Source organism: Gaiella occulta (assembly GCF_003351045.1).
GTDB lineage: Bacteria > Actinomycetota > Thermoleophilia > Gaiellales > Gaiellaceae > Gaiella > Gaiella occulta.
In genome coordinates this window covers 180,806-205,703 of record NZ_QQZY01000003.1, presented here as the reverse complement: position 1 = coordinate 205,703, position 24,898 = coordinate 180,806, and the positions used below count along the sequence as shown (strand labels likewise).

28 protein-coding genes are annotated in these 24,898 nt (G+C 72.5%); 10 read left to right on the top strand and 18 right to left on the bottom strand.

Annotated features, from left to right (window positions below; translation table 11 throughout):
- Positions 1–73 precede the first annotated feature (73 nt).
- Positions 74–1,072, top strand: coding sequence for an NAD-dependent epimerase/dehydratase family protein (locus tag Gocc_RS08015; protein ID WP_114796014.1), 999 nt, complete (start codon positions 74–76; stop codon positions 1,070–1,072).
- Positions 1,073–1,081: 9 nt separating this feature from the next.
- Here Gocc_RS08015 and lysS read toward each other — a convergent pair whose 3' ends face one another.
- A complete protein-coding gene (gene lysS, locus Gocc_RS08010) occupies positions 1,082–2,446 on the bottom strand; it encodes a lysine--tRNA ligase (RefSeq protein ID WP_220150517.1) in 1,365 nt (454 codons plus the stop codon).
- Between the two features lie 55 nt (positions 2,447–2,501).
- Entirely contained in the window at positions 2,502–2,978 is a 477-nt protein-coding gene (gene greA / locus Gocc_RS08005) for a transcription elongation factor GreA (protein ID WP_245904890.1), read from the bottom strand.
- A gap of 120 nt (positions 2,979–3,098) precedes the next feature.
- Here greA and Gocc_RS08000 point away from each other — a divergent pair, with 120 nt between their 5' ends.
- Both Gocc_RS08000 and Gocc_RS16915 read left to right on the top strand, forming a co-directional pair.
- Positions 3,099–4,157, top strand: coding sequence for a tRNA dihydrouridine synthase (locus Gocc_RS08000; protein WP_181813473.1), 1,059 nt, complete (start codon positions 3,099–3,101; stop codon positions 4,155–4,157).
- 64 nt (positions 4,158–4,221) lie between these two features.
- Complete coding sequence (locus Gocc_RS16915; RefSeq protein WP_114796011.1) at positions 4,222–5,493, top strand: diguanylate cyclase; 1,272 nt, start codon at positions 4,222–4,224, stop codon at positions 5,491–5,493.
- On the opposite strand, the gene Gocc_RS07990 is transcribed toward Gocc_RS16915, so the two are convergent.
- The 4 genes from Gocc_RS07990 to folK are packed head-to-tail and all read right to left on the bottom strand — an operon-like array spanning position 5,494 to position 7,753.
- The gene (locus tag Gocc_RS07990; RefSeq protein WP_114796010.1) at positions 5,494–6,138 is read right to left on the bottom strand and encodes a LysE family translocator; all 645 of its coding nucleotides are present in this window, start codon (positions 6,136–6,138) and stop codon (positions 5,494–5,496) included.
- Entirely contained in the window at positions 6,135–6,884 is a 750-nt protein-coding gene (locus Gocc_RS07985; protein WP_114796009.1) for a type III pantothenate kinase, read from the bottom strand. The genes Gocc_RS07990 and Gocc_RS07985 overlap by 4 nt, the downstream gene beginning before the upstream one ends.
- A gap of 31 nt (positions 6,885–6,915) precedes the next feature.
- Positions 6,916–7,284, bottom strand: a complete 369-nt coding sequence (locus Gocc_RS07980; RefSeq protein WP_114796008.1) for a DUF2469 family protein — start codon at positions 7,282–7,284, stop codon at positions 6,916–6,918.
- A 10-nt stretch (positions 7,285–7,294) separates the two neighbouring features.
- The gene (gene folK / locus Gocc_RS07975) at positions 7,295–7,753 is read right to left on the bottom strand and encodes a 2-amino-4-hydroxy-6-hydroxymethyldihydropteridine diphosphokinase (protein ID WP_114796007.1); all 459 of its coding nucleotides are present in this window, start codon (positions 7,751–7,753) and stop codon (positions 7,295–7,297) included.
- A gap of 62 nt (positions 7,754–7,815) precedes the next feature.
- Here folK and Gocc_RS07970 point away from each other — a divergent pair, with 62 nt between their 5' ends.
- Complete coding sequence (locus Gocc_RS07970) at positions 7,816–9,366, top strand: S8 family peptidase (RefSeq protein ID WP_114796006.1); 1,551 nt, start codon at positions 7,816–7,818, stop codon at positions 9,364–9,366.
- Here the strand turns inward: Gocc_RS07970 and folB are convergent.
- The 8 genes from folB to Gocc_RS07930 all read right to left on the bottom strand — a co-directional run bounded on the left by folB (position 9,311) and on the right by Gocc_RS07930 (position 16,673).
- On the bottom strand, positions 9,311–9,739 hold the full coding sequence (gene folB, locus Gocc_RS07965) for a dihydroneopterin aldolase (RefSeq protein ID WP_114796005.1): 429 nt from the start codon (positions 9,737–9,739) through the stop codon (positions 9,311–9,313). The two genes, Gocc_RS07970 and folB, sit on opposite strands and share 56 nt — an antisense overlap.
- A complete protein-coding gene (gene folP, locus Gocc_RS07960) occupies positions 9,736–10,569 on the bottom strand; it encodes a dihydropteroate synthase (protein ID WP_114796004.1) in 834 nt (277 codons plus the stop codon). Before folP ends, folB begins: the two co-directional genes overlap by 4 nt.
- A 130-nt stretch (positions 10,570–10,699) precedes the next feature.
- Positions 10,700–12,646 (bottom strand): ATP-dependent zinc metalloprotease FtsH, encoded by a 1,947-nt coding sequence (ftsH, locus tag Gocc_RS07955; RefSeq protein WP_114796003.1) that lies wholly within the window; start codon positions 12,644–12,646, stop codon positions 10,700–10,702.
- Positions 12,647–12,714: 68 nt separating this feature from the next.
- Positions 12,715–13,272: a hypoxanthine phosphoribosyltransferase gene (gene hpt, locus Gocc_RS07950; protein ID WP_114796002.1), complete on the bottom strand. Its 558-nt coding sequence runs from the start codon at positions 13,270–13,272 to the stop codon at positions 12,715–12,717.
- Positions 13,269–14,249 (bottom strand): tRNA lysidine(34) synthetase TilS, encoded by a 981-nt coding sequence (gene tilS, locus Gocc_RS07945; protein ID WP_114796001.1) that lies wholly within the window; start codon positions 14,247–14,249, stop codon positions 13,269–13,271. Before tilS ends, hpt begins: the two co-directional genes overlap by 4 nt.
- Before the next feature lie 70 nt (positions 14,250–14,319).
- Positions 14,320–15,228: an SCO4651 family lipoprotein gene (locus Gocc_RS07940; protein ID WP_114796000.1), complete on the bottom strand. Its 909-nt coding sequence runs from the start codon at positions 15,226–15,228 to the stop codon at positions 14,320–14,322.
- A gap of 34 nt (positions 15,229–15,262) precedes the next feature.
- Positions 15,263–15,874: a histidine phosphatase family protein gene (locus tag Gocc_RS07935; RefSeq protein WP_114795999.1), complete on the bottom strand. Its 612-nt coding sequence runs from the start codon at positions 15,872–15,874 to the stop codon at positions 15,263–15,265.
- 13 nt (positions 15,875–15,887) lie between these two features.
- The gene (locus Gocc_RS07930) at positions 15,888–16,673 is read right to left on the bottom strand and encodes a GNAT family N-acetyltransferase (RefSeq protein ID WP_114795998.1); all 786 of its coding nucleotides are present in this window, start codon (positions 16,671–16,673) and stop codon (positions 15,888–15,890) included.
- Between the two features lie 90 nt (positions 16,674–16,763).
- Between Gocc_RS07930 and Gocc_RS07925 the strand changes: the two genes are divergently transcribed.
- Positions 16,764–17,471, top strand: coding sequence for a DeoD-type purine-nucleoside phosphorylase (locus tag Gocc_RS07925; RefSeq protein ID WP_114795997.1), 708 nt, complete (start codon positions 16,764–16,766; stop codon positions 17,469–17,471).
- Positions 17,472–17,476: 5 nt separating this feature from the next.
- Positions 17,477–18,391: a diacylglycerol/lipid kinase family protein gene (locus Gocc_RS07920; protein WP_181813472.1), complete on the top strand. Its 915-nt coding sequence runs from the start codon at positions 17,477–17,479 to the stop codon at positions 18,389–18,391.
- Between the two features lie 19 nt (positions 18,392–18,410).
- Here the strand turns inward: Gocc_RS07920 and Gocc_RS07915 are convergent, their stop codons facing one another.
- On the bottom strand, positions 18,411–18,698 hold the full coding sequence (locus Gocc_RS07915; RefSeq protein WP_114795996.1) for a guided entry of tail-anchored proteins factor 1: 288 nt from the start codon (positions 18,696–18,698) through the stop codon (positions 18,411–18,413).
- Between the two features lie 2 nt (positions 18,699–18,700).
- Complete coding sequence (locus tag Gocc_RS07910) at positions 18,701–19,471, bottom strand: L,D-transpeptidase (protein ID WP_181813471.1); 771 nt, start codon at positions 19,469–19,471, stop codon at positions 18,701–18,703.
- Positions 19,472–19,534: 63 nt separating this feature from the next.
- Here Gocc_RS07910 and Gocc_RS15655 point away from each other — a divergent pair, with 63 nt between their 5' ends.
- Positions 19,535–19,954 carry an acyl-CoA thioesterase gene (locus Gocc_RS15655; RefSeq protein WP_147281218.1) on the top strand — a complete coding sequence of 140 codons (420 nt, stop codon included), beginning with the start codon at positions 19,535–19,537 and terminating at the stop codon, positions 19,952–19,954.
- Between the two features lie 12 nt (positions 19,955–19,966).
- On the opposite strand, the gene Gocc_RS07905 is transcribed toward Gocc_RS15655, so the two are convergent.
- Positions 19,967–20,806 (bottom strand): SDR family NAD(P)-dependent oxidoreductase, encoded by an 840-nt coding sequence (locus tag Gocc_RS07905; RefSeq protein WP_220150516.1) that lies wholly within the window; start codon positions 20,804–20,806, stop codon positions 19,967–19,969.
- A 100-nt stretch (positions 20,807–20,906) separates the two neighbouring features.
- Complete coding sequence (locus Gocc_RS07900) at positions 20,907–22,091, bottom strand: acyl-CoA dehydrogenase family protein (RefSeq protein ID WP_114795994.1); 1,185 nt, start codon at positions 22,089–22,091, stop codon at positions 20,907–20,909.
- Between the two features lie 131 nt (positions 22,092–22,222).
- Between Gocc_RS07900 and Gocc_RS07895 the strand changes: the two genes are divergently transcribed.
- From Gocc_RS07895 to Gocc_RS07885, 3 genes are all read left to right on the top strand, one after another.
- Positions 22,223–22,969, top strand: coding sequence for an ABC transporter ATP-binding protein (locus tag Gocc_RS07895; RefSeq protein ID WP_114796196.1), 747 nt, complete (start codon positions 22,223–22,225; stop codon positions 22,967–22,969).
- 66 nt (positions 22,970–23,035) lie between these two features.
- Entirely contained in the window at positions 23,036–24,226 is a 1,191-nt protein-coding gene (locus tag Gocc_RS07890) for an acyl-CoA dehydrogenase family protein (protein ID WP_114795993.1), read from the top strand.
- A 4-nt stretch (positions 24,227–24,230) separates the two neighbouring features.
- On the top strand, positions 24,231–24,890 hold the full coding sequence (locus Gocc_RS07885) for a GntR family transcriptional regulator (protein WP_114795992.1): 660 nt from the start codon (positions 24,231–24,233) through the stop codon (positions 24,888–24,890).
- Positions 24,891–24,898 lie beyond the last annotated feature (8 nt).

Below are 24,898 nucleotides of genomic sequence, written 5' to 3'. Positions count from 1 at the left end.
GGGTCGGGGGTGCCGATTGCGGCCGCGACAGGAGGGGATCGTTCTCCCGGCGCACCCTGTACGCTCCCCGGTCATGGCGGGGAAGGCGCTCATCACCGGCGGAGCCGGCTTCATCGGCTCCCACCTCGCGGAGAGCCTGCTCGACGACGGCTGGGAGGTCTACGCGCTCGACGACCTCTCGACCGGGTCACTCGCCAACGTCGAGCACCTGCGCGACCGCGAGGAGTTCCACCTCGTCGTCGACTCGGTGCTGCGGGGGGCGATCGTCAACGAGCTCGTCTACAAGTGCGACGTCGTCTACCACCTGGCCGCGGCGGTGGGCGTGCGGCTGATCGTCGAGCAGCCCGTGCAGACGCTCGTCACCAACCTGCGCGGCACGGAGATCGTGCTCGAGCACTGCCACCGCTTCGGCAAGCGCGTGCTCGTCGCGTCGACCTCCGAGGTGTACGGCGACCACCGCGAGGAGAAGCCGCTCGAGGAGACGGCGCGCCGCATCTACGGGCCGACGACGCAGCGCCGCTGGGCCTACGCCGACTCGAAGGCGATGGACGAGTTCCTCGCGCTCGCCCACCACTCCGAGCACGGGCTCGACTGCACGATCGCGCGGCTGTTCAACACCGTCGGGCCGCGCCAGAGCGGCCAGTACGGGATGGTGATCCCGACGTTCGCGCAGCGGGCGCTCGCGAACGAGCCGCTCGAGATCCACGGCAACGGCCGTCAGACGCGCTGCTTCTGCCACGTGCGAGACACGGTGCGCGCGCTGCGTGCGCTGATGGACGACGACGCCTCGGGCGAGATCTACAACGTCGGATCCCAGAACCGCATCTCGGTCGGCGACCTGGCGCGCAGCATCATCGAGCGCACCGGGTCGTCGTCGACGATCGGCTACGTGCCGTACGAGAAGGTGTACGAGCAGGGGATCGAGGACATGCTCCATCGCATCCCGTCGACGGAGAAGATCCGCGCCGCCGTCGGCTGGGAGCCCGAGCGCACGCTCGACGACATCCTCGCCGACGTGATCGCCTACGAGCGCGCGCGGCGGCCCCGGCGTTCCGGCCGCGCAGGTGTGTAGTCAGTCCAGCTAGCGCAGCGCCGGGAACAGCACGACGTCGCGGATCGTCTCGCGACCGGTGAGCAGCATCACGAAGCGGTCGATGCCGAAGCCGAGGCCGCCCGTCGGGGGCATCCCGTACGAGAGCGCCTCGACGTAGTCCGGGTCGCCCCGCTCGCCCTCGACCTGCTGCGACTGCATGTCGAAGCGCTCCTGCTGGGTGGCGGCGTCGTTGATCTCCGAGAAGGCGTTGCCGAGCTCCATGCCGCCGGCGAAGTACTCGAACCGCTCCGTCATCGTCGGGTCGCCGTCCGTGGCGCGCGCGAACGGCGAGATCTCGACCGGGTAGTCGTGCACGATCGTCGGTTGGACGAGCGTCGGCTCGACGGCGTGCGAGAAGGCATGATCGACGAGCTGCGCCCAGTCCCGGTCGGCAGAGGTGTCGACGCCGCGCGCGTCGAGCGCCGCCCGCAACCCCGCCTCGTCACGGATCCAGAGCCCGTGCTCGGCGAGCGCGTCGGCGAACCCGACGCGGCGCCACGGCCGCGCCAGCGAGAGCTCGTTGCCGCGGAAGCGCACGTCCGTCGTCCCGAGCACCTGCAGCGTCACCGTCTCGACGAGGGTCTCGATGCGCTCCATCGTGTCGCGGTAGTCGGCATAGGCCTCGTACCACTCGAGCATCGTGAACTCGGGGTTGTGCTTGAACGAGATGCCCTCGTTGCGGAAGTCCTTGCCGAGCTCGTACACCCGCTCGAGCCCGCCGACGATGAGGCGCTTCAGGTACAGCTCGGTCGCGATGCGCAGGTAGAGGTCACGCTCGAGCTCGTTGTGGTGGGTGACGAACGGCCGGGCGAACGCGCCTCCGTAGCGCGGCTGCAGCACGGGCGTCTCGACCTCGACGAAGCCCTCGCCGTCGAGGTAGGCACGCACGGCGCTGACGATGCGGGCGCGCAGGATGAAGTCGTTGCGCGTCTCCTCGTTCACGAGCAGGTCGAGGTAGCGCCTGCGGTAGCGAACCTCGACGTCGGTGAGGCCGTGGAAGGTGTCCGGCAGCGACCGCGTGTTGCGCGCGAGCACCTCCACGGTGTCGGCGAGCAGCGAGGGCTCGCCGCGGCGCGAGCGCGCCGGCCGGCCGCCGATCCCGACCACGTCGCCGAGCAGCACGTCGATCTCTCCGGTCGTCGCCGTCTCGCAGATCACCTGGATGCGCCCGGAGCGGTCGACGACGTCGAGGAAGACGAGCTTGCCCATGTCGCGCCGCGCCATCGCCCTGCCCGCGATACGGCGTACGCTGCCGGCGTCCTCGCCTGCCGCGAGCGGCTCGCACTCGTCACGGACGGCGGCGATCTCGTCCCTGTCGGGAAAGCGCTTCGGCGATGTGGGCTCGGTGGTCATCGTGCTCCGCGCCGAACGCGCGGGCATGACCGTTGCGTCCGCGCAACGGCGGCCGTCAGGCCGCCTTGATCTCCATGATTTTGAACCGCAGCGTGCTGCCGCGCGGGGTCGTCACCTCGACGGTCTCGCCCTTCTTGCGCCCGAGGATGGCGCGACCGACAGGCGACTCGTTCGAGAGCTTGCGCTCGGCGGGGTTCGCCTCGGCCGAACCGACGATGTGGTACTCGACCGTCTCCTTGGCGTCCACGTCGCGCAGCCGCACGACGGAGCCGACCGAGACGACGCTCGTGTCGACGTCGCCCGTGTCGATGACACGCGCGTTCAGGAGCCGCTCCTCGAGCTGGGCGATCTTGTGCTCGAGCATCGCCTGCTCGTTCTTGGCGTCGTCGTACTCCGCGTTCTCGGCGATGTCGCCGAACTCGCGGGCGACGCGGATCCGCTCGGCGATCTCGCGGCGCTTGTGGGTGCGGAGCATCTCCAGCTCCCGCACGAGGTTCTCGTAGCCCTCGGGGGTGACGAGCACGTCCTTCACGACAACTGCCTCCAGCGGGGAAGATCGACGGTCTAGCGCGGCACCGGGCGGCGCGATGGTCGCAAAGAGTAGCTGTCGTGACAGCGGTCGCGCAAACACGCTGCCACTACCATGGGCTCCATGCACGTCGACCTGCGCGAGAGCTGGGCGATAGGCCCCGTTGAGGTGCCGACACGGCTCGTCCTGGCGCCGATGGCGGGCGTCAGCGTGCAGGCGTTTCGCCGCCAGGGCCGCCGCTTCGGCGCCGGCCTCGTGTGCTCGGAGATGGTCTCGTGCGCGGGCATCGAGCACCGCAACGAGAAGACGCTCGGCTACCTGCGCGTCGCCGCCGACGAGCACCCGCTCGCGATCCAGATCTTCGGCTCCGACCCCGCCGCGATGGGCGAGGCCGCCCGCATGGTGGAGGCGGCCGGCGCCGACATCGTCGACATCAACTTCGGCTGCCCGGTACGCAAGGTCACCAAGACCGGCGCGGGCGCCACCTTGCTGGACGACCCGGAGCTCGCGTGCCGGATTGTCGCAGCGGTGGCGGATGCGGTCGAGATCCCCGTCTCGGTGAAGATGCGGCGCGGCCTGCGCGACGGCTCGTGGGACTGTCTCAGCGTCGGGCCGCGCCTCGTCGAGGCGGGTGCGCGCTCGCTGACGCTGCACCCCCGCTCGGCGCAGCAGATGTACACCGGCAGCGCCGACCACCGGCTGACCGCGGAGCTCGTCGACCTCGTCGACGTGCCCGTGATCGCCTCCGGCGACATCACCTCGCGCGCGAAGGCGCAGGCGGTGCTCGCGACGACGGGCGCCGCCGCCGTCATGGTGGGACGCGGCGCGCAGGGCAACCCGTGGGCGCTGCGGGAGATCGTCGACGGCGACGGCGGCGAACCGACGCGCGAAGAGGTCGTCGCCGAGCTCGTGCTGTTCATCCGGGAGACCGTCCGCGAGCTGGGCGAGCGCCGCGCGTCCGGGTTCCTGAAGAAGTTCTACGGCTGGTACCTCGGGCGCGGGCGCTTCCCGCGGCCGTTCAAGCAGGAGCTGGTCGTGCTCGACGCGACCGGAGAGGTCGAGCGGCGGCTGCTGGCGGCAGCCCCCGGCGCGCTGGCGCTGATCGACGAGCTCGAGGCCGGGCTGCCGCACGGCGACGAGATCACGCTCGAGCTGCCGATCTCGATCTACGGCGGCGGCTGAGCGCGCATCCGTCACCCCGAAGGGGGATGGGATGCGGCCCCCCGCTGTCGTTGTACGGGGAGACGTGAACGCCGACTCCGCGCCGCTACGCCCGGCCCGCCGGCCCGGCTCTCAACTGCCTCCGAACGCCGGCGTCGCCGACCCGTCCCGGGGCACCCGCGTCGCCGTGGGCATGCCGCTCGCCGGGGCGGCGGCAGCGGCCGCGTGGCTCGCGCACGCCGGCTGGTCGCTCGGCACGTCACTGCCGATCGCGCTCGCGCTGATGGGAGCGGCGGCTGCCGCGGAGCGCCTCGTCTTCCAGATCGGCCCCCGCAGCTGGTACACGGCCTCGGCGCCGGCCGTCGTGCTCGCCGCGCTGCTCGGAGGCCCGCTGCTCGGCGTCGCGGCGGGCATCTCGACGCAGGTCGTGCGCAGCGAGGCAGTGTGGCGGCGGCGGCTCGCCGAAGGCGGCCTCGCCTCGCTGCAGGGGATCGCCGCCGGCGTCGTCGGCTCGGCCTCGTGGTCGAGCGGGACCGGCGCGACCGCGGTCGCCGCGGGGGCGATGGCCGCGGCCGTCGCGGTCAACAGCGCGGGGCGCGCGCTCATCATGCTCGAGCGCCGCGCGCACCCGTTCCGGGAGACATGGCTGCGCGGCTTCCTCGTGGACGTCCTCGAGATGGTGCTGCTGACACCGCTGCTCGCGGTGCTGCTGCTCGCCTCGGAGAGCGACGGCGTCCTCGTCGTGGCGACCGCGGCGGCCCTGCTGACGGCGCTCACGATCGCACAGCGCAGCAGGGAGGCCACGGCTGTCGCGCTCGCCGCCGAACAGGAGAACGCTCGCCGTGACCAGCTCACGGGGGCGCCGAACCGGCGCGCGTTCGAGGAGGCGATGGCGGCCGAGCACGCGCGCATCGTGCGCGGCGCCCTGCCTGCGGGGCTCTTCGTCGTCGACATCGACCACTTCAAGTCGATCAACGACCGCTTCGGCCACCGCGTCGGCGACGAGGTGCTGATCGAGGGGGTGCGCCGCCTCAGCGACGGCCTGCGCCCGTCGGACGTCGTCGCCCGCTGGGGCGGCGAGGAGATCACCGTGCTCGCGCCCGGCGTGCGCGGCCGCCGCCAGCTCGAGCAGTTCGCCGAGCGCATCCGCTCGCTCGTCGCCGACCGGCCGATCGCGACGACGACCGCCGCCGTCCCGATCACGGTGTCGGTCGGGGGCACGCTGCTCGACGGCTCGGTGGCGCCGCTCGCGGCGCTGCACCGCGCCGACGAGGCGATGTACGCGGCCAAGCGGACGCGCGACGCGACGGCGGTGTCGCTGCCCCCTCTTCTGACGCTGCGGCTGGAAAGCGTCTGATCAGGATGCCGACCGGTGCGAGCCGGTCAGCGCCGTGACGAAGCCGAGGCCGACGAAGACCGAGCCCGACACGTAGCGCTGCAGCTGCGCCCAGCGGCGGCTGCGCCGCAGCGTCTCGCCGGCCGAGCCGGCCGCCAGCGCCCACATCGAGTCGGTGACGAGGCCGAGGCCGATGAAGGTGAGGCCGAGCACGAGGATCTGCAGCCACGCCCGGCCCCGCGCCGGGTCGACGAACTGCGGCAGGAAGGCGAGAAAGAACAGCGCCGTCTTGGGGTTGAGCACGTTCACGACGACGCCCTCGGCGAAGTCCCGCCGCCGGCGCCGCTGCGGGCGCTGCCGCTCGGCCGTGCCGCCGCCCTTCCCGAGCAGCACGCGCACGCCGATGACGACGAGATAGGCGGCGCCGAGGAGCTTCACGACCGCGAATGCCGCCGCCGACGAGACGAGGATGGCGGAGAGACCGGCCGTGGCGGCCGTCAGGTGCACGATCGTGCCGACGTGGATGCCGAGCACGGAGGCGAGGCCGGCGCCGCGGCCCTGGTGGATGCTGCGCGTGACGATGTAGACGACCGCCGGGCCCGGCACGGCGAGGATGGCGAGCGCGGCCAGCGCGAACAGCGCCAGCGCGGCCGGCTCGACGATCACGCGTTGGCCTCCCAGACGAGGCGCAGGCCGTCGAGGGTGAGGAACGGATCGACGGACTCGATCGTGCTGCTGTGCGGCGCGACGAGCTCCGCGAGCCCGCCCGTGGCGATCACGCGCGCCTCGACGCCGAGCTCGCCCCTGATCGCGGTCACGATGCCGTCGACCTGGCCAGCGAACCCGTACACGACGCCGGACTGCAGGCCGCCCACCGTCGTCTTCCCGATCACGCTCGGCGGCTCGACGTAGTCGACCTTGACGAGCCGCGCAGCCCGCGCGAACAGCGCCTCCATCGACGTCTCGATCCCGGGCGCGAGCACGCCGCCGACGTACTCGCCGGCGGGCGAGACGACGTCGAAGTTGGTCGAGGTGCCGAAGTCGACGACGATGACCGGCGCGCCGTAGCGCGCCTTCGCGGCGACCGAGTTGACGATCCGGTCGGGGCCGACCTCGCGCGGGTCGTCGTAGCGGATCGGGATGCCCGTCTTGACGCCGGGGCCGACGACGAGCACGGGCGCCTGCGCCCAGCGCTCGGCAAGGCGCACCCACTCCCGGATCAGCGTCGGTACCGTCGACGACAGGCAGATGCCGTCGACGGACTCGAAGTCGAGCATGCCGCCGAGCAGGACGCCGAGCTCGTCACCCGTGCGCGTGCGCTCCGTCGCGAGCCGCCAGTGCTCGACGAGGCGCTCGCCCTCGTAGACGCCGAGGACGGTCTGGGTGTTGCCGACGTCGACGGCCAGGAGCATGCGCGGGATTGTAGGCCGCAGCCGCCGTGTCCTAGATCGTGTCGTCGTCTTGCGCCAGCGGCTCGCCGATCCGCTCGGCCAGCCCCGCGGCGGTCAGCTTCGGCTCGTCGCCCTCGCCGCGGAGCTCCTCGACGGTGACGTCCCCCGACGTATACACCTCCGCGCGCGGGATCATGCGCGTGGGTCGGTTCTTGTCCCACACCCACACGTCCTCCATCTGGATGTGGAAGAACGGGTAGCTCGCCTGCGGCACGACCTTGAGATCGAGCCGGTTGCAGAGATACGTCGCATCCTGGGTGAGGATGCAGTAGCGGAAGAGGCCGAAGACGGCCGTGTACTCCCGCTTCAACTCGAGCTCGAGCTTCGCCTCGAACTCGTCGAGCTCGTCGAGATGGCTCATGGCACGGAGTCTAGTCGAGTTGCGCGAGGAGCTCGGAAACGGTGCCGCGGCCCGGGACGACGAGCGCCGGGTCGAGCTCCGCGAGCGGCTCGAGCGCGAAGCGCCGCTCGTGCAGGCGCGGATGCGGGACGGTGAGCCCGGGCTCGTCGACGGCGACGGCGTCGAAGAGGAGAAGGTCGAGGTCGACGGTTCGCGGCCCGAAGCGCGGCCCCTCGCGCGTGCGGCCGAGCTCCCGCTCGATCCGCAGGAGGGCCTCGAGCAGCGCTCCGGCCTCGAGCTCCGTCTCGACGGCGACGGCGCCGTTGAGGAAGCGGGGCTGGTCGAGGTAGCCGACCGGATCGGTCTCGCGCAACGACGACACGCCGACGACGGTGACCCCCTCGGCGGCGGCGAGCAGCTCGACGGCCAGGCGCAGCGTCTCCTCCCGGTCGCCGAGGTTCGCGCCGAGACCGACATACGCCCGTGCCACAACCCAACCTTAACGCCGTTCCCCGCAGCCGGGGTCGGCCGCGCGACGTAGAACTTCGTGTCATGCGCGCCTCCCCCGCCGCCGCCGCGATCCTCGGCGCGGCTGCCCTGCTCGTCCCGCCCCCGGCCGCGCACGCCGCTGCCGGCGCGACGCTCGTACAGCTGACGCCGGCGGCCGCCTGCAGCGCCGCCGTCGACCTCGTCCGTGCCGGAGCGACGGTCGTGGCGCCGAGGCTTGCCCTCTACCGGCTCGCGCCGTCTGCCGGCCGCTCCCTGCTCGCACGGCTGCGCGCCCGCGGGGAGGTGCGGCTGGTCGAGCCGGACAGGACTGCCGGGAGGCTCGCGAGGCTCGACTTCTCCGACCCGCTCGTGCCGCTCGAATGGTGGCGCGCCGCCGTCGGCGTCGACACGCTGACGCCGCCGCCCGCCGGCAGGCCCGTGACGATCGTCGACTCCGGGCTCGACGTCAGCCATCCGGAGTTCCTCGGCCGTCCCAACACCGAGACGCTCAACGCGCAGGAGCCCGCCGGCATCGGCGGCGAGCACGGGACGGGCGTGGCGTCGCTGATCGCCGCTCCCGCCAACGGGCTCGGGCTCGTCGGCATCTACCCCGAGGCGCTGCTGCGCTCGTGGGACGCCGCCAAAGGGGCGGGCACCGAGCTCGCCACGAGCGAGATCGTGCAGGGCATCCTCGCCGCCGCCAACGCGGGGAAGGGCGTGATCAACCTCAGCCTCGGAGCGAGCACGAAGGACGTCGTGATCGAGCAGGCCGTCTACCAGGCGCTGCGCGCGGGATCGCTGGTCGTCGCGGCTTCCGGCAACGACGGGGATCGCGGCAACCCGCTCGGCTATCCCGCGAGCATCCCCCACGTCCTCACCGTCGGCGCGACCGACCGCAACGACGGCGTCGCGCCGTTCTCGAGCCGGTCGCGCTTCGTCGATCTCGTCGCCCCCGGCGTGGATATCCCGATCGCGACCGCCATCGGCAAGGGGTTCAAGCTCGGCGACGGGACGAGCTACGCGGCGCCGCTCGTGTCGGGCGCGGCGGCCTGGGTGTGGACCGTGCGGCCGCAGCTCGACGCGACCCAGCTCTTCGAGGTGATGCGGCGCTCGGCGCGCGACGTCGGAGACCCGGGACGCGACGACGCCGCCGGCTTCGGCGTGCTCGACGTCCAGGCGGCGCTCGCCTACCCGGCCCCCGTGCCGGATCCGCTGGAGCCGAACGACGACGTCGAGTTCGTGCGGCCGGGCGGCCTCTACGACACGTCGCTGCCGCCGCTGACGACCCCCACCCGGCGCTCGACGCGCGTACGGGCACGGCTGACCGCGGCCGAGGACCCGCGCGACCTCTACCGCGTCTGGCTGCCGCGGGGAGGCCGGCTGACGGCGACCGCGTCGGCCGACAGCGACGTCGACCTGAGCCTGTGGAGGCAGGGGGTGACGAGCGTGGTCGGGCGCGGCGCCGTCCCCTACCGGCTCGCACGGGCGGCGACGGCGGGCACGAGCGAGCGGCTCACGTATCGCAACGCGGGCCCCGGCCGCTTCGCCTACCTCGCGGTCACGTTCCCGCGGGGCGTGCGCGACGCGACCTATCTCCTGCGCGTGCAGTCGTAGCTGCGCTCCCGGGCGAGGATCCCGCCCGGCGCTCGACGCGCACGGCCGCGTACGCGACGGGTGGATCCAGCTCGACATCGGGCTTGCGCACGCGTACCCGCACCGCGACGACAGGCAGCTCGGCGAGCAGCGCATCGGCGACCGCCGCCGTGAACGCCTCGAGGAGCTGGTAGGCGCGCGCATCGGAGATCTCGCGCACGCGGGCGACGACGCCACGGTAGTCGACGGCATCCTCGATGCGGTCGCGGCGGGCCGCCGCCTCGTCCGCGAGGTCGAGCTCGACGTCGACGAGGAACCGCTGGCCGTCGCGCCGCTCGTGCTCGAGCACGCCGTGGTACCCGTGCAGCACGATGCCGTGCAGCTCGATCGTCATGCCACCCTTCCCCGCTCCACCGCCGCGGCGACGGCGAGCGCCTCGACGTGGGGGCGCACGTCGTGGACGCGGAAGAGCGAGGCGCCGCGGTCGAAGGCGGCGACCGCGGCGCCGACCGACGCGTCCACCGTGCCGGCGCGGGCGGCGGGCTCGCCGAGCACCTTCCCGAGCGTGCTCTTGCGCGACAGCCCGACGAGGACGGGCCGGCCGATGGCGACGATCCGGTCGAGGCACCGCACGAGCTCGAGGTTCTGGTCGGGCGTCTTGCCGAAGCCGATCCCGGGATCGAGACACACGCGCTCCTCGCGGATGCCGGCCGCGACGGCGGCGGCGAGGCGCTGCTCGAGAAAGGCCGCCACGTCGTCGACGACGTCGTCGTAGCGCGGAGCCACCTGCATCGTGCGCGGGTCTCCCTGCATGTGCATCAGGCAGACGAGCGCGCCGGCGGCTGCGACGACGCCCGCGAGCTCGGGGTCGCCCCGCAGCGCCGTCACGTCGTTCACCATCGCCGCCCCCAGCGCGAGCGCCCGGCGTGCGACCTCCGCCTTCGAGGTGTCGATCGAGACCGGGATCCCCTCGAGCAGCTCGAGCACCGGCACGACGCGGCGAAGCTCCTCGTCGACATCGACGCGGGACGCTCCCGGCCGCGTCGACTCGCCGCCGACGTCGACGACGGCGGCGCCGTCGTCGACCATCGCGCGTGCGGCTGCGGCCGCGTCCGCCGCCGACGCGAAGCGCCCGCCGTCGGTAAAGCTGTCCGGCGTGACGTTGAGCACACCCATCACCGACGGGCGCCGCCACGGGTCATCGAGTCGCAGCAGTCTCGTCATCTCGTGGAACGTAGCCTGACACAGCGGGCTCGCCGCGCGGCCACCGTCGACCTGGCGGCCCCGCTCGTCGCTGCCGGCCTGCTGCTCTCCTGCGCGCTCGCGCTCCGGGCGGGCGAACCGACCCTGCTCGCTAGCCGGCGGCGGGGTCGGGCGGCGGCTGCATCGCCGCGCCCGGAACCGTGCGCGGAGCGGGCCGCAGGGCGGGCTTCTTCTCGCTCTCGGCCTTCGGCTCCTCGGCCGCCTTCGGCGGCTCCGGCGGGAACACCGATTCCTCCGCCTCGCCGGCGAGCAGGCGCTCGAACTGGTCCTTATCGATCGTCTCGCGCTCGATGAGGATCGCCGAAAGGTGGTGGAGCTCGTCCATGTGCTCGCGCAGGACGCGCGTGGCGGAGTCGTGCGCCTCCTCGATGACACGGCGGATCTCGTCGTCGATCTCGCGCGCGATCTCGTCCGAGTAGTCGGGCTCCGAGCCCATCTCGCGGCCGAGGAACGGCATGTCGTGGTTGCGGCCGAGCACGCGCGGGCCGAGCTTCTCGCTCATGCCGAAGCGCATGATCATCTGCTTCGCGGTGTGCGTGACCTTCTCGAGGTCGTTCGCCGCACCGGTCGTCACCTCGTGGAAGACGAGCTCCTCCGCGGCACGGCCGCCGAGCGTCATCGCCATCTGATCCATCAGGGTGCCCTTCGTCGTCAGGTACCGGTCCTCGGTGGGCAGCGAGATCGTGTACCCGAGCGCCTGGCCGCGGCTGACGATCGAGATCTTGTGCACGTCGTCGGTTCCCTCGAGGTAGTAGCCGACGAGCGCATGGCCCATCTCGTGGTAGGCGGTGATCTTGCGCTCCTTCTCGGAGAACAGGCGCGACTTCTTCTCGGGGCCGGCGATCACGCGCATGATCCCTTCCTCGAGCTCGGCCTGGCCTATCGTCTTCTCGCCCCGGCGGGCCGCGAGCAACGCCGCCTCGTTGATCACGTTGGCGAGATCGGCGCCCGTGAACCCCGGTGTGGAGGCCGCGAGCACGTCGAGATCGAGCTCCTTCGCGAGCGGCTTGCCCTTCGAGTGCACCTCGAGGATCTCTCGACGGCCCTTCCTGTCGGGCCGGTCGACGACGATCTGCCGGTCGAAGCGGCCCGGGCGCAGCAGCGCCGGGTCGAGGATGTCCGGCCGGTTGGTGGCCGCGATCAGGATGACGTTGTCCTTCACCTCGAAGCCGTCCATCTCGACGAGGAGCTGGTTCAGGGTCTGCTCGCGCTCGTCGTGGCCGCCGCCCATGCCCGCCCCTCGATGGCGGCCGACGGCGTCGATCTCGTCGATGAAGATGATGCACGGGCTCGCCTGCTTCGCCTGCTCGAAGAGGTCGCGCACGCGGGAGGCGCCGACGCCGACGAACATCTCGACGAAGTCCGAGCCCGAGATGGAGAAGAAGGGCACGCCGGCCTCGCCGGCGGTCGCGCGCGCGAGCAGCGTCTTGCCGGTGCCGGGCGGGCCGTACAGCAGGACGCCCTTCGGGATGCGCGCTCCCAGGGCCTGGAACTTCTTCGGGTTCTCGAGGAACTCCTTGATCTCCTGGAGCTCCTCGACCGCCTCGTCCGCGCCCGCGACGTCCTTGTAGAGCACCTTCGGCGTGTCGGGCGACATGCGCTTGGCACGGCTCTTGCCGAAGCTCATCACCTTCGAGCCGCCGCCCTGCATCTGGTTCATGAGGAAGATCCAGAACCCGATCAGGAGCAGGAAGGGCAGGAACGAGGTGACGAGCGCCCACAGGGTCGACGTGCCGACGCCCTTCGAGTCGAACGTGATCTTGTTCTTCTCGAGCAGCTGCTGGAACGCGTACTGCGACTGCGGTGTCGGGTAGTTGACCTTGACCTTCTCACCCGTGTTGAGCTTCGCCTCGATCGACTGGCGGTTCGGGTTGAACGTGACGTCGCTGACGTTGCCGCTCTCGACCTGGGCGATCAGGTCGGAATAGGTGACCTTGGCCTGGCTGTCACGCCGCGGGATCAGCGTCTGGCTCGCGAGATACACGAGCAGCACGATCACCACGAGCGGGAACAGCGCGCTGCGGAAAAAGCGGTTCACGGGTACCCCGGAGGGTAGCAGCGTCGCCTTCGCAGCCGGGGTGCGCGCCCCGGCGGGCTGGCGGAGCCTTAGCGTGTCGCGCCGGGCACGAGATCCGGGTGCAGCACGCCGATGTAGGGCAGGTTCCGGTAGCGCTCGGCGAAATCGAGGCCGTAGCCGATCACGAAGCGATTCGGGATCTCGAAGCCGACGTACCGCACCGGCACCTCGATCTCGCGCCGCTCCGGCTTGGTCAGCAGCGCGCAGACCTCGAGAGCGGCGGGCTTGCGCGCCCGCAGGCTGCGCATCAGGTAGGAGAGGGTGAGGCCCGAGTCGATGATGTCCTCGACGACGAGCACGTTGCGGCCGGCGATGTTGATGTCCAGGTCCTTGAGGATGCGCACGACGCCCGACGAGTCCGTCGCGGCCCCGTAGCTCGAGATCGCCATGAAGTCGATCTCGCACGGCACCGACAGCGTCCGCATCAGGTCGGCCATGAAGAAGACGGCGCCCTTGAGCACGCCGACGAGCAGCAGGTCGCGGCCGGCGTAGTCGGCGGAGATCTCCGCCCCGAGCTCGGCGACGCGCGTGCGCACGTCGGCCTCGGGGATGAGGATCTCGCCGACCCCCTGCTCGGCCGAGCTCATGCCTCCCTCCGCGCCGCGACCGCGCCCTCCCAGCCGGGCGCCTCCGCGATACCCGGCACGGCGACGACCTCGTCGCCGTGCACGACCACCGGCCAGCTGTCCCGCTCCGCTCTCGGCACCTTCGCGTCCACGAGCAGATCCTGCACCTTCTTGCGCCGTCCCGTGAGGTGATCCCCCGGCCGCCGCGTCCGCACCTCGAGCCCATCGAGCTCGCTGGAGAGCGTCCACGGGCCCCAGACGACGGCGCCTTCGAGGCGGAGACGGTCGTACTCGCGCACGGCGCGCACCCCGCCGGCGAGGTCGACGCTCTTCGAGCCCGCGCGCGAGGCGAGCAGCTCGGCGAGCGCCGCCTCGAGCCCCCGCGGCAGGCGTGGCCGCTCCTGCGCGAGCGCGAGCAGGTTCGCGTCGACCCCCGGATGGAGGCGCCGCAGGAGCGGCAGGATCTCGTCGCGGATGAGACCGCGCGCCGTGTCCGGGTTGGTCGTGTCCTCGCGCACGGGCAGCCCGCGCTCGGCGCAGTACGCGGCCGTCTCCCGCCGCGTCACACCGAGCAGGGGGCGCACGACACCGTCGTCGCGCCGCACCCGGATGCCCTTCGCGTTGCCGCTCGAGACGAGCCGGTAGAGCACCGTCTCGACCTGGTCCGAGGCGGTGTGGCCTGTCGCGCGCAGGCCGAGCGCCGCGGTGGCGCCGTAGCGCAGCTCGCGCATCGCCGCCTCGGTAAGAACCCCGCGGACGCGGATCACGCGGGCGCCCATCAGCGCGCGGCAGTGCTCCGCGTCCTCGTCGGCGGCGGCGCCGCGCACGCCGTGGTGGACGTGCACCGCGTGCACGTCGTAGCCGAGCGCCCGCAACACATGCCACAGGCAGGTCGAGTCGGCGCCGCCGGAAACCATCGCCGTGACGGCGCCGCCGGGCTCGATGAGTCCGTGCTCGCGGATCAGTGCTTCGACGCGATCGAGGAGCGGCAGCGCCACGCCGCCATTGTGACGGACGTGCCGACGGTCATGCCGGGAAGCGCCCCCGCCGGGACGAGCCGACCGCGTGCTAGGACGGCGCCGAGAGGCGCTTCAGCGCGCTCGCGTCGACGACCTCGTCGGCGGGCGGCAGCTCCAGCGCGAGCGGGGCGCCGTAGTCGAACAGCTCCATCGTCAACGACGCCTCGAGCCGCTCGCCCGACCCCTGCGGCGTGGCGTCGACAGCGAGGACGAGCTTGCGCAGTCGTTGCTCGGCGTCGATCCAGACCTCGAGGGGGATCTCCGCGAGGCCCGCCTGCGCCAGCATCCCGCCGAGGGCCCGGCGCCGGTCGGCCGGGACGAGCCGCGTGAGCTTCGCGACGTCGATCGTCGTGCGGTAGTGGCTCGTCTCGACGCCGCGAAGCTCGTCGCTGCCGACGGCCTCGATCGGACCGGACACGGCCTCGAGGAAGGAGAACAGGCCGCGCGGGTCGGCGCCCGCGAGCGGGCCGAGCTGGTTGAGGGGGCCGGCGCCGGCGGACGAGAGATCCTTCGCGTCGCCGCGGATCCACGACTTCCCGGCCGGCAGCTGCCCGGCGAGGAGCGGGAAGCGGATGTAGACGGTGCCGCCGTCCTGGATCACGTCGAGCTTCCAGGCGTCGGGGCGCCCGAGATCGCCCTTGACGGCGCCGCCGAGGCTCCGGCCGAGCTCGGCCGCGAGCCCGGCGAGCGCGGACAGGTCGAGGCTGAGCGAGGCGCGGCCCGCCCGGGCGTCGAGTCCCCCGCTCGCGCCGACGCGGAGCCGCCTGTCCGAGCCCGGCGGCGCCAGCTCGAGCGACATCTCGAAGCGGGCGCTGTCGATCGTCGAGCTCTTCTGCGCGACCCCGTCGAGGCTCGTCAGCTCCGGCACGGCGCCGGCGCCGCCACCGCAGCCGGCGGCCGCGAGCGCGAGCAGGGCGAGGAGCGCGACGAGCAAAAAGCGAGGGCGCCGCACGGTCATGGCCGATGGTACATCGACGCGCGAGGGGCCGCGCTCATCCACCGAACGGGGTATCGGCGAAGCGTGGCTGCTGCGCCCAGGCGGCGAGCGTCTCGGCCGCGACCTCGACGGCGTCCCGGGTGAGGGGCAGCGGCGCGGCGTGCTCGACGCGCTCGATCCGCGCAGCGGGGAGGCGCCCGCCGGCCGCGTCGATCACGTAGCGGAGGGGAAGGGCGTGACCGATCGCGAGGATCACCGGCTCCGGCCGCTCGAGCAGCGCGCGCAGGCCCGCGGCGAAGCGGCGCGCCGCCTGCGCCCGGCTCTCGCCGCCGCCCGGGCAGGCGACGTCCGGCCCGGTCTCCCACGCCCAGCGACGGTAGGCCGCCAGCGGCCCGCCGTCGAAGCTGCCGAAGCGGATCTCGTTCAGCTCCGGCACGACGAGGGTCGGGACGGTGCGGTCGCCGAGCGCGAGCGCGAGCGTCTGCCGCGTGCGCAGAAACGCGGTACAGGCGCCGAGGTCGATCTGCTCGCCGGCGAGCGCCGCCTGCAGCGCGAATGCCTGCTCGACGCCGGCACGGGTCAGCCCCTCCCCGGGCGGAGCCCCGCTGACGATGTCGGCGGCGTTCGCCGCCGCGTGGCCGTGACGTGCGAGGATCAGCGTCTCCATGCGCACGCCGGTGCTAGAGCAGCACCGAGCGGTAGTCGAGCACGTGGTCCATCCCGACCGACTCGTAGAGGCGGATCGCCGGCAGGTTCTCGGCCCGGACGAACAGGCACACGGCCGGCGTGCGCTCGAGCAGGAGCCGGATCAGGTCGCGCAGCGCCCGCGCCGCGTAGCCGCGCCGGCGCGCCGGCGGATCGACCCACACCTGCTGGAGCTGCACCGCCTGCGGCGTCCACGCCGACGCCTCCGCCTTGAAGCGGATGACGCCGTCCTCCAGCCACAGCCACGAGCGCCCCTCCTCGATCTGCACACGGGTACGCCAGCGGAAGCCCGTCGGATCGCGGCGCAGAGGATCGACGCCGAGCTCCTCGCGGTGCGCTGCGGCACAGGACGGGACGAGGAGGTCGAGGTCGGCCGGCGTCGCGGGGCGCAGGCCGGTGCCGCCTGCGGGCGGCGGCTTCTCGATCGCGTAGACGGGCTGGCGCGGCCGGTCCTGGCGGGGGCGCGGCAGGCTGCGCCGGGCGGCGTCCCAGAGGTCGCCGACCGCACCCGCCTCGCCGATCAGCATGCGCGGGCCGGAGTGTGCCGCGATCGCTGCGAAGGCCTCGCAGCCGCTCCCCGAGGGCACGACGTTGGTGCCGAGGTGGCAGAGCGCCACGACCTCTCCGTCGCCGCCCGCGACGGCGGCGAAGCGCCCTTGCCCGCGGCGGGCGACGTCCTCGAGGAAGACGCGCTCGACGGGATCACCGGCGCAGAAGCGCAGGATCTGGTCCGTCGAGGGCTCTATCAGGCGCTTCGCCACGGCCGCACTCTAGTGCTCCGGAACGGCGCACTCGGACGCGGCCGGCGGTTGACGGCGGCGCGCGGGAGGACGAATCCGTAGGCTTGCGGGATGCCCATTCACGTGCGAGCCACTCCCGGCGACTACGCCGGCGCCTGCCTCCTCCCCGGCGATCCGCTCCGCGCCAGGTACATCGCCGAGACCTTCTTCGACGACGTCGTCCAGCGCAACGGCGAGCGTGGCATGCTCGGCTACAGCGGTACGTTCAACGGCAAGCCGGTTTCCGTGCAGTCGTCCGGGATGGGCTGCCCGTCGGCCGCGATCGTGATCGAGGAGCTGGTCCAGCTCGGCGTCGAGAAGATCATGCGCGTCGGCACGTGCGGCGGCCTGCAGCCCGACATGACGATGGGCGACCTCGTGATCGCGCTCTCCGCCACCGCGGCGGACGCCACCTCGACCCACTACGTCCTCGGCGAGCCCCACGCGCCGACCGCCGACTTCGGGCTCGTGCACGAGGCGGTGCACCAGGCGAAGCACCTGGGCAAGCCGGTGCGCGTCGGGCCGATCGTGTCGAGCGACATCTTCTACCAGCCCGATCCCGACCAGGCGCGGCGCTGGTCGGAACGCGGCATCCTGGCGGTCGAGATGGAGGCCGCGGTGCTGTTCACGCTCGGGGCGCTGCGGGGCATCCAGGCGGGCTGCATGCTGATCGTGAGCGACGTGATCGTCGAGGGCGAGTTCCTGCGCATCAGCGACGAGGACATGCGCAAGGCCGTCGACGAGATGACCGAGCTCGCGCTCCACGTCGTCACCGCCTGACGGCGGTGACCTCCTCCGTCTTCCTCGTCAATCCCGCCTCGGCGAACGGCGGCACCGGTCGGCGCTGGCCGCAGATCGCGCACGCCGCCGCCGCCGCCGGCCTCGAGGGCGACGCGCTGTTCAGCGAGCGGCCCGGCCACCTCGGCGAGCTCGCACGGAGCGCGGCCCTGGCAGGCGCCGACCTGCTCGTCGTCGTCGGCGGCGACGGGTCGGTGAACGAGGTCGCGAACGGCCTCGTCGGCCTGGCCCATGCGCCCGAGCTCGCGGTCGTACCGCGCGGCACCGGCTGGGACTTCGTGCGCACGTTCGGCATCCCGCGCGACGTCGAGCAGGCTGTCGCGGTGGCGCTGCACGGCGCAGTGCGCACGATCGACCTCGGCCGCGTCAGCTACCGCGCGTGGGACGGCCACGATGCGGAGGCCGTGTTCGCAAACGTCGCCTCCGCGGGCATGAGCGGCGCCGTCGCGCAGCGGGCGAACGATGCGACGAAGGCGCTCGGCGGCAAGGCCTCCTACCTGTGGGCCACGTTCGCGGTCTTCGCCGGCTGGTCGGCGGTGGAGACGCGCGTCAGCGTCGACGGCGCGACGCGCGCGGGCCGCATGTTCGACGTCGTCGTGGCGAACGGGAAGTACTTCGGCGGCGGCATGAAGATGTGTCCCGAGGCCGAGCCCGACGACGGCCTGCTCGACGTGGTCGCGATCGGCGACGTCACGAAGCGCGACCTCGTGCTGACGATGCCGAAGATCTATCGTGGCACGCACCTCCCGCACCCGAAGGCCGAGGCGCTGCGCGGCAGGGTCGTGACGGTCGAGACGGACGAGCCGGTGCCGGTCGAGCTCGACGGCGAGCAGCCGGGCACGACGCCGGCGCGCTTCGAGGCGCTCCTCGGAGCTCTACGGCTGCGCGTGCCGGCGGCCTGAGGCGTGCGCCACGCCCGCCCTACGAGGGCGAGGCGGGCTTGCGCGGCGCCCTGGGCGCGGCCGGCTTCTGCGCCCGCTTCAGCGCCGCGAGCTCCTTCTCGAGCTTGGCGACGCGGCGCTCGAGCGCGTCGACGCCGCGCACCTTCCTGCCGAGCTCGTCCACCCGCGCGCGCAGGTCGTTGACGGCCTTGAGCGCCTTGCTGCCGCCGGGCAGGTCGGCGAGCTTCGCGATCGTCTGCTCGCCCCTCGAGGCGAGCCTGGCGATCACGTCGCGATCGGCTTCCTTGCTGTGGGTGCGATCCGCCATGCTCACATCCTAATGTCCACGGGGGTGCCCTCGACGGCGAGTTGCAGCAACCGCACGATATCGGCGTTGCGTGCTCGCATGCAGCCGTAGGAGACGGCGAACCCGATCAGGCCGGGAGCGTCGGTCCCGTGGATGGCGATCGGCCCTCCCTGCGGCCAGCTGCGCAGGACGGGCGAGAACGCGGAGATGCCGACGGCGCCCGGTCCGAACGGGCCGGTCGGGCTGCGCGTGAGGAGCCGCTGGTTGACGTAGTAGCGGCCGGTCGGCGTGGGCGTCGACGGGGCGCCGACGACGACGGTGGCAACGAGGATCGGCCGGCCGCTGCGAAGCAGCGTGACGCGGCGCCGTGAGAGGTCGACGGCGATGCGGGTGCGCACCGGGAAGAGCGCGACGTCCCGGGCGAGTACCCACCCCGTCGAGCCGCTCGGCCGGATCGGGAGCTGCACCTCGAGCCAGACCGGACGGCAGGAGGCGTCGACGCGGGCCGCGAGGACGCCGAACACCGTCGCGACGCCGTTGACGTTGACGGTGCCGAAGCGCTCGATCACCGGCCCAGCGGGCAGGCGCCGCGCGCGGACGCGCCGGAGCGCTCGTGCCCCGTACGACAGGCGGGCCGTGCGCATCCGGTGGACGGAGCCGGGAGCACATCCCGTCGCCGGCACGGCCCTCGGGCTCTTCCTGTCGCCGGCGGCCGCCGATTGGGCCGGGAGAGCGGCGAGCGCGAAGCCGGCGGCGATCGCGACGGGCAGCGCGAGGCGGCGACGGGCGGACATCGCCGCATTGATAGCGGACGGCCTCCCGCGCCGCTCGCGGCGGCGACGTCGTAGGCTTGCCCCGTGCCGGACGGCTTCGTCAACGCCTACGACGTGCGCGTCCGCTTCGCGGAGACGGACGCGCAGGGGATCGCCCACCATGCAGCGTACGTCGTGTGGCTCGAGGTGGCCCGCGTCGCCTACCTGGCAGATCATGCCGGCGGCTACCGGTCGATCCAGGCGCAGGGGATCGAGGCGCTGACGACGAGCGTCCAGCTCGACTACGCGCGTCCGGCGCACTTCGACGACGTCCTCACCGTCCACCTGCGCTGCGTCGACGTCCGCGGGGCGCGCTTCCGCTACGAGTACCTGCTCGAGCGCGAGGGCGAGCTGATCGCGACCGCGAGCACGGGCCACGCGACCGTCGACCGCTCGAGCGGAGCGCCGACGCGCGTGCCGGCATGGTTCGCCGAGGCGGTCGCTCGCGCCGAGCGTCCGCGCTGACGATGCCCGCCGTCAGAAGACGAAGAGCTCGACGCCTCCGCTGACGTTCAGCTCGATGCCGGTGATGTAGCGGGCGAGGTCGGAGCAGAGGAAGGCGATCGCGTTGGCGATGTCCTCTGGCTCACCGGGGCGCTTGAACACGGTGCGGTTGGCGATGCGCTCGTTCATCGCCGCGCTCGCCATGTGGAACGCCTCGGTGCCGATGATGCCGGGCACGATCGCGTTGCAGGTGATGTTGTGGCGCCCGCCCTCCATCGCGAGCGTGCGCGTGAGTCCGAGGATGCCCGCCTTCGTCGTCGAGTAGCTCGCCTGCCCGAAGCCGCCGAGGGTGCCGGCGACCGACGCCATGTTGACGATCCGGCCCCACCGGCGCTCCTTCATGTGCGGCCACACGGCCTGCACGCAGTGGAACGCCCCGGTGAGGTTGACGCGGAGGTCGCGCTCCCACAGCGCCGTGCTCTGGTCGTGGAACTGGCCGACGTGGTCGAGCGTTCCGGCGTTGTTGACGAGGATGTCGACCGAGCCGAGCTCGGCGACGACCCGTGCGACCATCGCGTCGACCTGCTCGCGCTCCGTGATGTCGCACTTGAGGGCGAGCGAGCGCCGTCCCATGGCGCGGATCTCCTCCGCCGTCGACTCGGTGCGCACCATGCCCTGCGCGACCGCCGCCTGGGCGAGCACCCCGTAGCGCTCGGCGGTCTCCCCGACAGCGGCGTCGGACTCGACGAGGATGTCGGCGATGACGACGTCGGCCCCGGCGCGGGCGAGCGTGAGCGCGTCCGCTCTGCCGAGGCCGCGCGAGCCGCCGGTGACGACGGCCACCTTGCCGCCGAGGTCGATCTCGATGCTCACACGTGCCTCCTCCGGTCGTACCACGCCTGTGCCCGTCCGGGCACAGCGACGTCATTCAACACCACGCTGGAAGAGGCCGGGCGGCGCCACCCGCCGCTCCTCAGCCCTTCGGCAGGAAGATCTCCTTCGCGATCACGAGCCGCTGGATCTGCGAGGTGCCCTCGTAGATCTGGAACAGCTTCGCGTCGCGCATGAGCTTCTCGACCGGGTACTCCTTCATGTATCCGTAGCCGCCGAACACCTGCACCGCGTCGGTCGTCACCTTCATCGCCGTGTCGGCGGCGAAGCGCTTCGCAAACGACGAGTACAGCGTCGCGCCGCGGCCGCGGCCCTGGTCGATCATCCACGCCGCCTGCCAGGTGAGCAGGCGCGCCGCTTCGATCTCGGTCGCCATGTCCGCGACGAGGAAGCTCACTCCCTGGTTCATCGCGATCGGCGTGCCGAACTGGACGCGCTCCTTCGCGTACTCGACCGCGAGCTCGTAGGCCGCCTGCGCGACGCCGACCGCGCCGATCGCGGTGCCCGGCCGGGTGAAGTCGAGCGTCTGCATGGCGATCTTGAAGCCTTCGCCCTCCGCGCCGAGGCGGTTCTTCGCGGGCACGACGACGTCCTGGAAGGCCACTGCGGACGTGTCCGTCGCGCGCTGGCCCATCTTGTCGAGGTGCTTCTCGATCGTCACGCCCGGGGTGTCCATCGGGACGACGAACGCCGACAGGCCGCGGTGGCCCCTGGAGCGGTCGGTCGAGGCGAAGCAGACCATCCACGAGGCCGGCCCGGCATTGGTGATGAACATCTTCGCGCCGTTGATCACGTACTCGTCGCCGCGCCGCACGGCCGTGGTCTGGATGCCGGACACGTCGGAGCCCGCGCCGGGCTCGGTGAGCCCGAAGCAGCCGAGGATCGGCTCCTCGACGAGCGGCCCGAGCCACTCCTTCTGCTGCTCCTCGCTGCCCGCGACCAGGATCGGACCGGCCGCCAGGCCGTTCGCCCCGATCGACGTGCCGATGCCCGAGCAGCCGACGTTGAGCTCCTCGCCCACGAGCATCCCGTCGAAGCACGGCAACGCCGGCCCGCCGAGCGGCTCGGGCAGGTGGAGGTTCATGAGGCCGATCTCGTGCGCCTTGGCGATGATGTCGGCCGGATGGATCTGGCCCTCGTCGTACTCCGCCGCCTTCGGGCGGATCTCCTTCTCGGCGAACTCTCGCGCGAGCGCGCGCAGCTCGCGCTGCTCGCCGGTGAGGGCGAACGAGACGCCGCCCGCGACACCCGTCTCGACTGTGGCCATCAGGCACCCTCCCGGAAACTCGATTGACTAGTCAGTCAATAAGTGTAGAGGGACGCGCCCCGTCCGGTCAAGCGGCGGACGCGCTCCGCCTGACGGGCGTCGAGGTGTGGCGCTGGCAGCGGGAGAGCGGCATGCGCAGGGCCCTGCTCGACCGCATCGACTGGCACGTGCGCGCGGGCGAGCGCTGGGCGCTACTCGGGCCCAACGGCGCCGGCAAGACGACGTTGCTGACGCTCGCCGCCGCGGTCGAGTTCCCGAGCCGCGGCACGGTCGAGATCCTCGGCTGCACGATGGGCCGCACCGACGTGCAGCGGCTGCGCGAGCGCATCGGCTTCGTCGACGCACGGCTCGGCGCCCGCTTCGCCCCGATGCTGACGGTGCGCCAGGTTGTGCACACGGGTGCGACGGGAACGATCGGCTCCTTCGAGGAGCGCCTCAGCGGCCTCGACCGCGAGCGCGCCGACATGCTCCTCGGGGCCTTCGGGCTCGGCCCGCTCGGCGACCGCCGCTTCGCCGACTGCTCGCAGGGCGAGCGCAAGCGCGCGCTGATCGCGCGCTCGCTCGTCGCGCGGCCGCGCCTGCTGCTCCTCGACGAGCCGTTCGCCGGCCTCGACGTGCCCGGCCGCGAGACCCTGCTGGCAGCGCTCGATCGGCTGGCCGGCACGGACCCCGGCCTCGCCATCGTGCTCTCGACGCACCACCTCGAGGAGCTTCCGGTCTCGACGACGCACGCGCTGCTGCTGCGGCAGGGCCGCGCCGTCGCGGCGGGCGGCGCCGCGGAGACGCTGGCGGACGACCCGTTGACGGCGTGCTTCGGGCTGCGCCTGCGCGTGATACGGCAAGCGGGGCGCTGGTCGGCGGCGGCGGCGGCGGGCTGACGTCACACGGCGCAGTTTTTCTATAGGATTTCTGGCCCGCGCTTCTCGACCCTGGAGGTTCCTTCCGTGGCCGCGCCCACCACTGCCCAGCCCGCGCTCGACCCACTCGACTTCCTCGCGCTCGACGCCCTCCTCGACGACGAGGAACGGGCGATCCGCGACACCGTGCGCCAGTTCGTCCGGGAGCAGATCTTGCCCGAGGTCGGCGACTGGTTCGAGCGGGGGATCCTGCCGCGCGAGGTGATCCAGGAGCTCGCCAAGCTGGGTCTCCTCGGCATGCACCTGCACGGGTACGGCCTCCCCGGCGCGAGCGCGGTCGCCTACGGCCTCACCTGCCTCGAGCTCGAGGCCGGCGACTCCGGCATTCGCAGCGCGGCGTCGGTGCAGGGCTCGCTGGCGATGTTCGCCATCTGGCGCTGGGGCTCCGAGGAGCAGAAGGAGCGCTGGCTGCCCGCGATGCACGCCGGCGAGGTGATCGGGTGCTTCGGGCTCACCGAGCCGGACGCGGGCTCCGATCCGGGCACGATGCGCACGCACGCGAAGCGCGACGGCGGCGACTGGGTCATCAACGGCGCCAAGATGTGGATCACGAACGGCACCATCGCGGACATCGCCATCGTGTGGGCCCGCACCGAGGACGGGGAGATCCGCGGCTTCGTCGTCGAGAAGGGCACGCCCGGCTTCAGCGCACCGGAGATCCACAAGAAGATCTCGCTGCGGGCGTCCGTCACCTCCGAGCTCGTCCTGCAGGACGTCCGCGTCCCGGCCGAGAGCATGCTCCCCGGCGCGAGCACGCTGCGCGGGCCGCTCTCGTGCCTCAACGAGGCCCGCTTCGGGATCGTGTTCGGCGCCGTCGGCGCCGCCCGCGCCTGCTACGAGGAGGCGCTCGCCTACGCGAAGGAGCGGATCGTCTTCGACAAGCCGATCTCCGCCTACCAGCTGACCCAGCAGAAGCTCGCCGAGATGGTGCTCGAGATCAACCGCGCCTCCCTCGTCGCCCTGCACATCGGCCGCATGAAGGACAGCGGCACGCTGCGGCCCGAGCACGTCAGCCTCGGCAAGATGGGCAACGTGCGCGGCGCCCTGGAGGTCTGCCGCAGCGCGCGCACGATCCTCGGCGGCAACGGGATCACGCTCGAGTACCCGGTCATCCGCCATATGAACAACCTCGAGAGCGTGCTCACCTACGAGGGCACGCACGAGGTGCACACGCTCGTCGTCGGGGGAGCGATCACCGGCACGCCGGCCTTCCGCTGAGCCGATGACGATCGCCCCGGCCGCACGCACGCCCACCGCGCAGGATCGCGCCGCGGCACAGCTCCGCACGGCGATCCTCGAGGGAGAGCTGCGGCCGGGACAGCGGGTGAACCAGGAGGCGTGGGCGGCGCGGGCCGGGGTCAGCCTCATCCCCGTGCGGGAGGCGCTGCGCGCGCTCGCCGGCGAGGGGCTCGTCACCTACAGGCCGCGGCGCGGGTACGCCGTCACCCAGCTCGACCTCGCCGACCTGGAGGAGGTGTACCGGCTGCGGCGGCTCCTCGAGACGGATGCGCTGCGGCGCGGCGTGCCGCTCGCGTGCGCGGACGATCTCGCGCTGCTCGCGGAAGCGGCGGACGCGTGCCGGGAGGCAGGCGCGGCGGGCGACGTGGCCGCACAGCTCGGGGCGAACCGCCGCTTCCACGGGCACCTGCACGGTCTCGCGCGGAGCGCGCCGCTGCAGCGACTGATCGACCTGCTGTGGGACTCGACCGAGGCGTACCGCGCGCTCTACTACGTCCTGCCGGGCGAGAGCGCGGAGGCAGACCGGGCACACAGGGCGATCCTCGCCGCGGTCGCACGCGGCGACGCGGATGCCGTCGTCGCGCTCCAGGACGCCCACCGCGCCCGCGCCCTCGCGCGCCTGCGCGAGTCGCTCGCCGGCTGAGAGCGGAG